The 12,201-nt window shown below is 68.7% G+C and carries 11 protein-coding genes; 8 read left to right on the top strand and 3 right to left on the bottom strand.

The window, feature by feature from the left end; all coding sequences use genetic code 11:
- The first annotated feature begins 185 nt into the window (after nt 1-185).
- Nucleotides 186-1,247 carry an alpha/beta hydrolase gene (locus ACWESM_RS19485; RefSeq protein ID WP_452492964.1) on the top strand — a complete coding sequence of 354 codons (1,062 nt, stop codon included), beginning with the start codon at nt 186-188 and terminating at the stop codon, nt 1,245-1,247.
- An 18-nt stretch (nt 1,248-1,265) separates the two neighbouring features.
- Here ACWESM_RS19485 and ACWESM_RS19480 read toward each other — a convergent pair whose 3' ends face one another.
- Nucleotides 1,266-2,726, bottom strand: a complete 1,461-nt coding sequence (locus ACWESM_RS19480) for an SDR family oxidoreductase (RefSeq protein ID WP_452492962.1) — start codon at nt 2,724-2,726, stop codon at nt 1,266-1,268.
- A gap of 147 nt (nt 2,727-2,873) precedes the next feature.
- On the opposite strand from ACWESM_RS19480, the gene ACWESM_RS19475 reads away from it, so the two are divergent.
- From ACWESM_RS19475 to ACWESM_RS19465, 3 genes are all read left to right on the top strand, one after another.
- Nucleotides 2,874-4,013 (top strand): AI-2E family transporter, encoded by a 1,140-nt coding sequence (locus ACWESM_RS19475; protein WP_355072682.1) that lies wholly within the window; start codon nt 2,874-2,876, stop codon nt 4,011-4,013.
- Between the two features lie 81 nt (nt 4,014-4,094).
- Complete coding sequence (locus tag ACWESM_RS19470) at nt 4,095-4,610, top strand: OsmC family protein (RefSeq protein ID WP_355072680.1); 516 nt, start codon at nt 4,095-4,097, stop codon at nt 4,608-4,610.
- Nucleotides 4,611-4,658: 48 nt separating this feature from the next.
- Entirely contained in the window at nt 4,659-5,954 is a 1,296-nt protein-coding gene (locus ACWESM_RS19465) for a bifunctional o-acetylhomoserine/o-acetylserine sulfhydrylase (protein WP_355072679.1), read from the top strand.
- 230 nt (nt 5,955-6,184) lie between these two features.
- On the opposite strand, the gene ACWESM_RS19460 is transcribed toward ACWESM_RS19465, so the two are convergent.
- Nucleotides 6,185-6,499, bottom strand: coding sequence for a putative quinol monooxygenase (locus ACWESM_RS19460; protein ID WP_452492959.1), 315 nt, complete (start codon nt 6,497-6,499; stop codon nt 6,185-6,187).
- A gap of 587 nt (nt 6,500-7,086) precedes the next feature.
- Between ACWESM_RS19460 and ACWESM_RS19455 the strand changes: the two genes are divergently transcribed.
- The 4 genes from ACWESM_RS19455 (at nt 7,087) to ACWESM_RS19440 (ending at nt 10,021) form a co-directional block, all read left to right on the top strand.
- A complete protein-coding gene (locus ACWESM_RS19455) occupies nt 7,087-7,893 on the top strand; it encodes a hypothetical protein (RefSeq protein WP_452492957.1) in 807 nt (268 codons plus the stop codon).
- A gap of 202 nt (nt 7,894-8,095) precedes the next feature.
- Nucleotides 8,096-8,269 (top strand): CsbD family protein, encoded by a 174-nt coding sequence (locus tag ACWESM_RS19450; RefSeq protein ID WP_355072675.1) that lies wholly within the window; start codon nt 8,096-8,098, stop codon nt 8,267-8,269.
- A 206-nt stretch (nt 8,270-8,475) separates the two neighbouring features.
- Nucleotides 8,476-9,189: a FadR/GntR family transcriptional regulator gene (locus ACWESM_RS19445; RefSeq protein WP_355072674.1), complete on the top strand. Its 714-nt coding sequence runs from the start codon at nt 8,476-8,478 to the stop codon at nt 9,187-9,189.
- 4 nt (nt 9,190-9,193) lie between these two features.
- A complete protein-coding gene (locus ACWESM_RS19440; RefSeq protein WP_355072672.1) occupies nt 9,194-10,021 on the top strand; it encodes a sterol desaturase family protein in 828 nt (275 codons plus the stop codon).
- Here ACWESM_RS19440 and ACWESM_RS19435 read toward each other — a convergent pair.
- Nucleotides 9,982-12,099, bottom strand: a complete 2,118-nt coding sequence (locus ACWESM_RS19435; protein ID WP_452492955.1) for an MMPL family transporter — start codon at nt 12,097-12,099, stop codon at nt 9,982-9,984. The two genes, ACWESM_RS19440 and ACWESM_RS19435, sit on opposite strands and share 40 nt — an antisense overlap.
- Nucleotides 12,100-12,201: the final 102 nt, after the last annotated feature.

Below are 12,201 nucleotides of genomic sequence, written 5' to 3'. Positions count from 1 at the left end.
TGAAAGTTAACGACTTCGATCATCCGACGACCATGGGTAGCACGGAATCTTGTGACCACCACCAGCAGACGGCGCGGGCGGGTCGTCGAGTTTCCCAAGAATGCTCGCGAGCGCTTGCCGGGCATCGTGACCGCGCCCTACTTTCGCCACCACTACGGTGCACGAAGCAGGTTCGGAGGTCTTGCGTGCGGGCACGAACGACAGGCAGGACAGGCGCGATCATCACCTCGATCGCCGTCGCGCTCGCGCTCGCCGCTACACCGCTGTCACCGGCCTGGCCTGCGGCGACAGCGGAACCTACGGCCCGGACACCGGACACGGTGACCGCGGATGACGCCCGAGTGGTCGGCATCGAGCCTGGCACCGGTCGGCTGACCGACGTGCGGATCCATTCCGCCGCTATGGGTACGACGATCCCGGTGAAAGTCATCCGCGCACCGGATAATTCGGCACCCGCGCCGACGCTGTATCTGCTCAACGGAGCCAGCGGCGGCTCGGAAGGAAGCAACTGGACCGATCGGACCGATATCGAGGATTTCTTCCGGGACAAACAAGTGAATGTCGTCGTGCCCATGGGCGGCGAGGGAAGTTATTTCGCGGATTGGCGGACGGACGATCCGGTGCTGGGCAGGCAACGCTGGACGACATTTCTCACCAGAGAACTGCCGCCGCTGATCGACGCCACTTTCGCCGGCAACGGCGCCAACGCCGTCGCCGGAATCTCCATGGCGGCCACCTCGGTATTCCAGCTCGCCCTCAACGCACCCGGGCTCTATCGAGCCGTCGGCTCCTACAGCGGATGCGTCCGCACCAGCGATCCGCAAGGCCAAGCCATGGTCGCCGCCGTCGTCACCCGCTGGCGCGGCAACGCCCTCAACATGTGGGGCCCGCCCACCGATCCCCGATGGGCCGCCAACGACCCGTACCTGCACGCGGATCAACTGCGCGGCACTGCCATCTACGTCTCCACCGGCACCGGCATGCCGGGACCGTTCGACCGGCCCGACGGGCCCGGCATCGACGGCAATCGCGACAAACTGGTCAGCCAGCTCGTCACCGGCGGTTTCCTGGAGGCGATCATCAACCAGTGCGCTCGCGACCTGAGCGATCGATTGCGTGCATTGAACATCCCCGCGACGTTCGACTTCCGTCCCTCCGGCACGCACTCCTGGGGCTACTGGCAAGAGGACTTGCACAACTCGTGGCCGCTGATCGCCGCGGCGCTGGCGACCCCCGCCACCGGATAGCCGTGTGAGCGGGCCGCGTCACCGCGCGCGGGAAGATTCCGCGGCGCCGGTGATATTGCGCGCCATCCCGCCGAAGATGGCCGCGTGGAACGGCGCGATGGATTTCCAGTACAGATGCCCGGCCAGTCCGTGCGGTTCGAACACCGCGCACTGGCGGTAGGTGGCGCCCGGACCGTCCGGCTCGACCGCGAGCTCGAGCCACGCCCGTCCCGGTACCCGCATCTCGGCGCGCAGGCGCAGCATCCGAGGTCGTTCGATCCGCTCCACCCGCCACCAATCCAGCGCCTCCCCTTCGTGCAGCCGGTGTGGATCGCGGCGTCCACGGCCGAGACCGACGCCGCCGGCGAGCCGGTCGATCCAACCGCGCAGCGACCAGGCCAGCGGGAAGGAATACCAGCCGTGCTCGCCCCCGATAGCCTCGATCACCCGCCACAGCGTCGCGGGGTCGGCATCGGTATGGCGTTCGCGCACGTCCCGGTACAGCGACCCGCCCGACCACGCCGGGTCGGTGGGCAGCGGGTCCGACGGCGCGCCCGGCGGATGGGCGTCCGACCACCTGGTCGGTACGTCCAGATCGCGAATCTTCTCCAGCGCCAACGCCACTGCTCTGCGGTAACCGGTCGGTCCGTCCGGTGGGTCCGGGATGAGGCCCGCGATCGCGTGGTCGCGGCAGACCACGTCGTTGATCAGCGACTCCATGAGCGGAACGGCGATCGCGCGCGGCACCGGGGTCACCAGATTCACCCACTGCGCCGACAACCACGGCGTCAGCACCGGCACCGGCACGATCAGCCGTCGCGGCAGCTGGGCCACTTCGGCGTAGGCGCGCATCATCTGTACGTAGGTCAGCACGTCCGGGCCGCCGATGTCGAACGCGCCGCCCGCGCCTTCGGGCAGCGTCGCCGCCCGCGTCAGGTAATACAGCACGTCACGCACCGCGATCGGCTGGATCCGGTTGCGCACCCAGCGCGGGGTGACCATCAGCGGCAGACGCTCGGTCAGATAGCGCAGCATCTCGAAACTGGCCGAGCCGGAACCGATGATCACCGCGGCCCGCAGCACCAGGGCGGGTACCGCGCCCGCCTGCAGGATCTCGCCGACCTCGGTGCGGGAGGCCAGGTGCCGCGACAGCCGCTGCGCACCCGGGACGATGCCGCCCAAGTAGACGATCCTGGTCAGCCCCGCGTGCGCCGCCTCGGCCGCGACCAGCGTGGCGGCCTCCCGGTCCACCGTGTCGAAGTCGGCGCGGGTCAGCGAATGGACCAGGTAGTACAGCACCTCCTGCCCCGCCAGCGCGCCGCGCACGTCGGCGGCCGAGGTCACGTCGCCCGCCACCACTTCGACGCGATTGCGCCAGGGAGCCTCGGCGAGCTTGCCGGGTGTGCGTGCCAGCACGCGAACCGAGTGACCCGCGCGTAGCAACTCCGGCACCAGCCGTCCGCCGATGTAGCCGGTCGCACCGAACACCACACACCGCACGGCAACCACCCTTCCGATGACCTGCTCAGGTGATGACCGGGGATGCCGGGGCCAAACAGCGACTCCAGTGCGCACAGGACTAGGAATCGACCGCGTCGCCTGATCACGAGTCCCGCTCGATCTCGTGGCGCGTGCCAGACTGGGCCGGTGAGCGAACGCAGCAAAAGCGACAAACCGGACGAACTCACGCCGCGTGATCGCGGTGATGTCATCGGTGTGGGCCTGCTGTGGCTGGCCAAGTGGGCGGTGTGCATCGTCGCGATCGCGGCGGGCGCGTGGGTGCTCGGCTTCCTGGTCGCCCGGCTGTGGGTGGTGATCCTGCCGGTGGCGCTGGCGATCGTGATCGCCACCGTGCTGTGGCCGCCGGTGCGCTGGCTCACCGCCCGCGGCTTGCCGCCCGCCGCGGCGGCCTCGCTCGCGGTGCTCGGTTTCCTCGGTGTGCTCGCCGGTGTCATCGCGCTGATCGTGCCCTCGGTGGTCGACCAGGTCCCGGAACTGGCCGACAAGGCGAGCGCGGGCGTCAACCAGGTGCGCGACTGGTTGCAGGGGCCGCCGTTGCGAATCCGCGAAGAGCAGTTGAATTCGGCGGTCGACGCCATCGTGTCCCGGTTGCAGTCGAGTTCCGCGCAGATCGCCACCGGCGTATTCAGCGGCGTGACCACCGCGACGTCGGCGCTGATCACCCTGTTCCTCGTGCTGGTACTGAGCTTCTTCTTCGTCAAGGACGGGCCGCGTTTCCTGCCCTGGCTGCACAGCGTCTCCGGCAGCCGCGGCGGCAGGCACCTGGAAGAGGTGCTCAGCCGGATCTGGGTCGTGCTCGGCGGGTTCATCCGGACCCAGGCGCTGGTCAGCCTGGTCGACGCGGTGCTCATCGGCGCCGGTCTGGTCATCCTCGGGGTACCGCTGGCGCTGGTGCTCGCGGTGATCACGTTCCTCGGCGGATTCGTGCCGATGGTCGGCGCGTTCGTCGCGGGCGCCCTGGCGGTGCTGGTCGCGCTGGTGGGCAACGGCTTCGTCACCGCGCTGATCGTGCTCGGCATCGTCGTGGCCGTACAGCAACTGGAGGGCAACGTGCTGCAACCGGTGTTGCAGAGCCGCAGCATGCAGTTGCACGCGGTCATCGTGCTGCTCGCGGTCACCGCGGGCGGCTCGCTCTACGGGATCGTCGGCGCGTTCCTGGCCGTGCCGGTCGTCGCGATCGCCGCGGTGGTCCTGCGTTACCTCGGCGAGCAGATCGACGCGGCCACCGCGCCACCGCCGGAACCGGAGAGCGAACCCGCGGACTGACGCAGTACCGCGCGCCATCCTTGCACTCAGTCCGAATGTAACTATCGCCGTCGCCCCCTGCGGTTTCTAGCGTCAGTGGACATGACAACTGATGTGGGCACCCCGCTCAACGACATCGCCGACGCGACGGCGAAGGCGGTGGCCGACGACCCGGCGAACGCGCTGGTGGTGTTCCGTGCCTCCGGGACTCCCGAGGGGACAGTGGGCAGCGCGATCACGCTCGGTAGGCACACCGTGCGCGTGGACGAACCACCCGCGCTCGGCGGCGCGGACACCGCGCCCAATCCGGTCGAGGTGTACCTGGCGTCGCTCATCGCCTGTCAAGTGGTGACCTATCGGTTCTGGGCCCAGCGCCTCGGCATCACGATCGACGAACTGGCGGTGAGCGCCGAAGGCGATCTCGACGTGCGCGGGTTCTTCGGCTTGGATGAGAACGTTCGCCCCGGCTTCCAGGCGGTGCGGGTGACCGTCCGCCTCAGCGGGCCCGAGACCGAGCAGCGCTATGCCGAACTCCAGCAGGCCGTCGACGCACACTGCCCGGTACTGGATCTCACGACCGGGCGCACTCCGGTCGACACCAGGCTGATCACCGATTAGCCGCCGTCCCAACCAGCTCGATCACTCACCAGAAGGAGGACCTTCCCGATGACCGAACCCGACCTGTCGCAGGACTGGAGCTTCGAGACGAAGCAGATCCACGTCGGACAGATTCCGGACGGCACGACCAACGCCCGCGCCCTGCCGATCTACCAGACCACCTCCTACACCTTCCGCGACACCGCGCACGCGGCGGCGCTGTTCGGTCTGGCCGAGCCCGGCAACATCTACACCCGGATCATGAACCCGACCCAGGACGCGGTGGAGCAGCGCATCGCCGCCCTGGAAGGCGGCGTGGCCGCTCTGCTGCTGGCCTCCGGGCAGGCCGCGGAGACCTTCGCGATCCTCAACATCGCCGGAGCGGGCGACCACATCGTGTCCAGCCCCCGGCTCTACGGCGGCACCTACAACCTCTTCCACTACTCGCTGCCCAAGCTCGGCATCGAGGTCTCGTTCGTCGACGACCCCGACGACCTCGAGCAGTGGAAAGCCGCCATCCGCCCGAACACCAAGGCGCTGTACGGCGAAACGATCTCCAACCCGCAGAACCACATCCTCGACATCCCGGGGATCGCGGGCGTCGCCCACGACAACGGTGTGCCGTTGATCGTGGACAACACCGTCGCCACGCCGTACCTGATCCAGCCGCTGGCCCATGGCGCCGACATCGTCGTGCACTCGGCCACCAAGTACCTCGGCGGACACGGCGCGGCCATCGCGGGCGTGATCGTGGACGGCGGCAAGTTCGACTGGACCGGCGGCCGCTTCCCCGGCTTCACCGAACCCGACCCGAGCTACCACGGTGTCGTGTACGCCGAACTCGGCGCGCCCGCCTACGCGTTGAAGGCGCGCGTGCAACTGCTGCGCGACCTCGGCTCGGCGGTCTCGCCGTTCAACGCCTTCCTGATCAGCCAGGGCCTGGAGACGCTGAGTCTGCGGGTGGAGCGGCACGTGCAGAACGCGCAGGCGGTGGCCGAATTCCTCACCACCCGTTCGGAAGTCACCTCGGTGTCCTACGCGGGCCTGCCGTCGTCGCCGTGGTACGAGCGCGGCCGCGCCCTCGCCCCGAAGGGCACCGGCGCGGTGATCGGCTTCGAGCTGGCGGGCGGCGTGGACGCGGGCAAGCGGTTCGTCGAGGCGCTGCGCCTGCACAGCCACGTGGCCAACATCGGCGACGTCCGCTCGCTGGTGATCCACCCGGCCTCCACCACCCACTCGCAACTGACGCCGGAAGAGCAACTGGCCGCGGGCGTCACCCCCGGCCTGGTCCGACTCGCGGTCGGCATCGAGGGAATCGACGACATCCTCGCCGACCTGCGCGCCGGATTCGACGCGGCATCCTGACGCGTTGGCCCCGCCGGGTGTGCCCGGCGGGGATCGGGTGGTCAACTCCTCCCGCACGGGAGCCGCACACCCGCCTTGGGCGCGCTGCTAACCGCGAAAAACATTGCCCCGGCGCAAACTCGCTGGAGTCCGATGGTGCACGAGACAGTGCGGGCGCTGACTCGCGCGGAGGCACGTAGCGTCCACGGCTTCGCCGTATGGTGCGGGATCGCTGCGCGCCTGTGATCCGGTCAGTCTGCCGCAGGTAGTCCCTTCGCATCGGCAGGGGACAGGAATTCCACCCGGAACGACGCGATGTACTTCTCACGCTGGCTCAGGAAGTGCTTCATGTGCGGCTGCCGCTCATGCTCCTCGAACGCGTCGCGGTCGCGGTAGACCTCGTAGAACACCCGCGACAGCGGTTCGTTCTCAACGGCGTGGGTGGCGTAGACCAGAGTTCCGGGTTCCAGTTCCGTAATGGCCTGCACCGTCTCAGCAACCAACTCGTCGAACTCGGCCGCCTTCTCGGCGTCCTGAAGATCGAACCTCACAACGAGCGCGAACATAGCCCTTCCTCAGCACTGGTACACGGTCACCGTACCGGCCCAGGACAGGCCGACGGCCAAGTTCGACGCGCTCACCACTCGCGTGTCGACATGTCTGTGGGCCGGTGTTACAACGCGCTCGACTCCTTCCCGGCCCTGTGGACCAGGGACAAAGCCCTGTACATGACGTGGGGACTGTCCGGCGTTGCGGACCTTGTTGCCGAGGAGTCACATCCGCTCCGAGGTGAGGTAGCCGTCGCGGAGTGTCGTGCTGACCAGTTCGCCAACCACCTCGAATGCCCCCACACGACGGGGGATCGGATGGGCTCTTGATCAGGCCACGGCGTGGCTCGGAACCCGCGCAGCGGGGCAAAGCCCCGTTTCGAGGGTGGTTTCCCTGATTTCCGTTGAAGAAAACCAGCAGCAGCGCAGTCGCGATTGGTTGACCACGGCGACAGGGCTATTCGGCGCTGTCACGCGGATTCGATTGGCAGGGGCGCGTTTCACCGCAATCGAAAATAAATCGAACTGCCGCGCATCCGTACGGCTTTCTGGACCGAACTAGAAGGGTAGGTACATGTCCTCTTCAGAATGAGGTGGGTAAGTCCATGGGCATAGCAGTACCCGAAATCGAAACTGCAGCACACCCGTTCTTCCGCCGCGCCGCCACTCTGGTCGTCGCGGGCGCCATTCCGTTGTCCTTGGTCGGCGCCGCCGCGACCGCCACCGCGAACCCGCTGCCGGAGATCTCCGTCCAGGTCCCGTTCGCCCCGGGGCCCGGCCTCGGCGTCATGCCGGTGGCCGATCCCGCGGACCCCGAGGCTCTTCCGCCCGCGCCCCCGGTTTCCGCGGGCCGCAACGACCTGAGCGTCAACCGGCCGATGCCGGATCCGAACCTGCTCGCGCCGATCGATCCGCAGCGGCTGCACCTGCCCAACCCCGCAGCCCTGGCTCCCGCGGTCGCGCCGATCGAGGCGCCGCCCGGCACGCTGCGCGTGGGTTCGGTGGTGATCGGCCGCCCGGACTTCATGACTCCCGAGCAGGGCAAGATGTTCAACGACGCGATCGCGGGCCCGGAAGCAGGCATCGCGCAGACCCTGGATTCGGCGGGCTTCGATCCGTCGCGTTCCGACCGCATCGCCGCCGACCTGATCGGCTCCACCGCCATCGGCGCCTCGGCGGGCAGCATGGTGGCCGCGCCGGTCGCCTCGATCGGAGCGGTCATCGGCGCCATCTGCGGCGCCATCGCGGGCCTGCCGATGTTTCCGACCGGGACGGTGGCCGTCATGGCCTTCGGCGCCGCCATCGGTTATGGATTCGTCGCCTCCCCTGCCATCGCCGTCGGTGCGGCCCTCGGCGCGGGTGTCGGTGTGCTGCAAGGCCTTCTGACACCGCCCACGGTTCCGGCCGCGTAATTCCCGGCGCGCCGGAGACCGCACGCAGCATGCGGATTCGGCGGCGATTTCGAATACGCACGATTTCCGCGAAGACCCGGTTGCCCGCCGGGTCTTCCGCTTTTTACGAGGAATGGCCGATGTTTGGCCGCCCGATTACGGGCTACTGCCGAGAAGACCGGCTGAAGATGGCCGGCCGGTCGCTTCAAAGGGAGGTTGTGACATGAGCGCAGTCGACAAGGCGAAGAACAAGACCGATAAAGTCGCTGGTCAGGCCAAAGAAAAGCTCGGAGAGGCCAAGGGTGACCGGGGGAAGCGCGACGAAGGCCGCACCGACCAGATCAAGTCCGACCTGAAGGACGCCGGCGAGAAGGTCAAGGACGCCTTCCGGCACTGACCGCTGCACGTGCGCTATCGGACGTTGTCCGTGCCTGGCGCCGCGCACGGCCGTAGCGAACGCGTGGTAGCACCGCGCACGGCCGAGCGAAAGCGGAGGCAGATAGGTCGTAGGCGGATGGCCGCATGAAGCGGGCATCCGCCTTGCTTTCCAGGAACTGGTCCAACCAGTTGACCTGTTGACCGCCATACGCGAGACTCGGTGACATGGAATTCGCCGCGGTCGCCCGCACCGCCGTCTCCGATACGGTCTTCGGCCAGATCATCGACGCCATCCTGAGCGGCAAACTCGCCCCCGAGGCGACGCTCCCCTCCGAGCGCGAGCTGGCCGAGATGTTCCAGGTGAACCGCCACGCCGTCCGCGAAGCGCTCAAGCGCGTACAGCAGAGCGGGCTGGTCCGCGTCACGCCCGGTGGCAAGACCCGGGTTCTCGACTGGCGCTCGCACGCGGGCCTGGACATCCTGACCGCGCTCACTCGCTCCGGCGCGGTACCGGCCAGACGGATCCTGCACGACATCGCGGTGATGCGGCGTTCGGTCGCCGCCGACGCGGCCCGGTTGTGCGCCGAGCACGCCGACGCCGACCAACTGGCGACGGTGCAACGCGCCGCCGCGGCCTATCCGGACGCCACCGCCCCGTTCGGCGCCGTGGTCGATGCCGATCTGGCGTTCTGGGTGGCGATCCTGGACGGCTCCGGCAATCTCGCCTACCGGCTGGCGTTGAACACCCTGGTCTCCGGCTATTTCGGGATCGGGATGGAAGTCGTCGCCGAACTGGGCCTGAACAAGGAATACATCGATCCCGGCGCCCATCGCGCGCTCGCGGAACACATTGCCCGCCGCGATTCGGCCGCGGCCTACGACACCGCCTACGCCCTGCTCACCCGCCTGGTGGACGCCCAAGCAGCACCGAAAGATTGACCCATTGTTCGACCTGATCGCCCACGCCATACCGGTTTTCGTGCTCTGCCTTGCCCTCGAAGCGGCCTCCTTCCACCTGCTGCCCGACGACGACCAACTCGGCTACCAGTTCCGCGACGCGCGCACCAGCGTGCTCATGGGGCTGGGGAACGTGGTGGTGAACCTCGGCTGGAAACTCGCGGTCGTCGCGGTGTACGCCGCGGCGTACCTGGCCGCCCCGTTCCATCTCCCGACGGACCATCCGTTGACCTGGGTCGCGCTGTTCTTCGCCGACGAGATCGCCTACTACTGGTATCACCGCACGCACCACACGGTGCGCGTGTTCTGGGCCAGCCACGTGGTGCACCACTCCAGCGAGTTCTACAACCTCTCCACCGCGCTGCGCCAGCCGTGGACCCCGTTCAGCTCGCTGCCCTATTGGTTGCCGCTGGCGCTGGCCGGTTTCCCGCCCTGGATGATCCTGCTGCAACAGTCGGTCAGCCTCGTCTACCAGTTCTTCATCCACACCGAGCGGGTCGCGACGCTATGGCGTCCCGTGGAATTCGTGTTCAACACCCCGTCCCATCACCGGGTGCACCACGGCTCCAACGATCGCTACCTGGACAAGAACTACGGCGGCATCCTGATCATCTGGGATCGGCTGTTCGGCACCTTCGAGCCGGAGGACGAACGCGTCCGCTACGGGCTGACCAAGAACATCGAGACGTTCAATCCGGCGAAGGTCGCCACCCACGAGTTCGCCTCGATCTGGCGGGACCTGCGTAGCGCGCCCTCGTGGCGCGCCCGCGGCGGCTACTTGTTCCGCGGCCCGGGCTGGGCGCCCGCCGACTGATCCCCGCCGCCGCGCCCGTCGCCCTCCTCCTCGACGAGCCGCAGCTCGCTCGGCCACCAGATCTTCCGCCCGATCAGGCTGAACAGCGCGGGGATCACCACCGTGCGCACGACGAACGTGTCCAGCAGGATGCCGAGGCCCACCACGATGCCGACTTGAGTCAGGGTGATCAGCGGGAGCACGCCGAGCACGCAGAACACCGCCGCGAGCACGATGCCCGCACTGGTGATCACCGCGCCGGTCACCGACACCGCCCGCACCATGCCATGCGTGGTGCCGTGGCCCGGAGTCTCCTCGCGGGCCCTGGTCACCAAGAAGATCGTGTAGTCGACGCCGAGCGCGACCAGGAACAGGAACGCGAACAGCGGCACGCTGATGTCCAGCGCCGGGAACCCGAACACGTGCTCGCTCATCCAGCTGCCCAGCCCGAGCGCCGCCAGCGCGCTCAACACCGTGACCGCGACGAGCAGCAACGCGGCAGGCACCGCGCGCAGCAGCACCAGCAGCACCACCAGCACGACGACCAGGATCAGCGGAATGATCAGCTTGCGGTCGCGGCTCGCGGCCGTCTGGACGTCCAGCGCCTGGGCATCGGTGCCGCCGACAATCGCGTCGGCGCCCGGCACCTGGGCCACCGACGCGCGCAGCGCCTCGATCGTGTCGAAGGCACGTGCGGAAGACGGCGGCGCGTCGATCACCACGGCCCACCGGGTCAGCCCGGTCGGCGAGGTGCCGGTCTGCCAGGTCATCACCACGCCCTCCGTGCGGTGGAACGCCGCGTCGACCTCCACCACCGCGTCGCTGCGCGCGAGGACGATCGCGGGATCGGAAGCGCCGGAGGGGAAATGCCGAGCGAGGGCGTCGAATCCCTCCACCGACTCCGCGCGAACCCGGAACTGCTCGGTCTGCGACAGGCCCACCTGCGTCGACAGCAATCCGGTCGCGCAGATGGCCAGCACCACGAGCGCGGTTCCTGCGACCACCGCGGGCCTGCGCACCACCCACGCGGCGACCGCGTGCCAGACGCCCTCGTTCGCCGTATCGCGATCGTCGGCCTCCGGCACGAACGGCCAGAACACGTTGCGTCCGCACAACGCGAGCGCGGCGGGCAGCGCGAGCAGGACGAACACCACCGCGACCAGCAATCCCAGCGCGGCCATCACACCGAGACTGCGCGTGCTGGGCACGGAGGCGAGCACCAGCACGAGCAGGGCGGCGACCACCGTGACGTTGCTGGCCAGGATCGCGGGCCCGGCGCGCCGCACCGCGTGTCGCAATGCCGTGCGGTGGTCGGCTTCCCGATGCAGTTCGTCCCGATAACGCGACACCAGCAGCAGCGCGTAGTTGGTGCCCGCACCGAACACCAGCACACTCGTGACACCGGAGGTCGAGCCGTCGAAGGTCAGGGCGGTCACACGCGCCAGCGCGGTTCCGGCGCCGGTGGCCACCCGATCGGCCGCGCCGACCACCGCGAGCGGCACCAGCCACAGCACCGGGGAGCGGTACGTCGCGATCAGCAGCACGGCGACGACCATCGCGGTCACCGCCAGCAGGGTGACGTTGGCGCCGGAGAACGAGTCGGCGATGTCGGCGCCGAACGCCGGACCGCCGGTGACCTGCAGGACGAGTCCCTCGGGCAGGCCCTCCCGCGCGACGGCACGGATGTCCCCGATCCGGTCGGTCAGCGGGAATCCGCTCAGATCGGCGTCCACGGGCACTTGCCCGATCGCCGCTTTCCGGTCCGGCGAAGCGAGCAGGTCGCTCGGGCCGGGTGTCCGTCCCGACGCGCGCGTGACCGCCGTCACGGTGGCGTTGCGGTCGTCATCGGTCAGCTCGCCGTCATCGGCGCGCGTCACCACGATGATCGCGGCGGCCGACCCCGCGTCCGGGAACTCCTCGAGCGCCTGTTCGACTCGCGCCGATTCGGCTGAGGCCGGTAGCGCGGTAGGGGCCTGCCCGGCGGACTCGTTCTCGCCCACCGCGCCGATCAGGCCGATCGAAGCCGCGGCGAGCACCACGAGCAGCACCCACGAGGTCCGGGCGGTCACCACCGACGCATAGCGATCCCAAGCGCTCACCCCGCCAACTCTCTCAGAAACTGAGCCGCGATGGCCGAACCGCCCGACGCGGACCTGCGCGCCGCACATCGCGTGCTGGTCGCCGTCGTCCACGCGATGCGC

The sequence above is a fragment of the Nocardia sp. NPDC003999 genome, from assembly GCF_053604885.1.
This window is presented reverse-complemented; position numbering and strand designations above follow the sequence as displayed.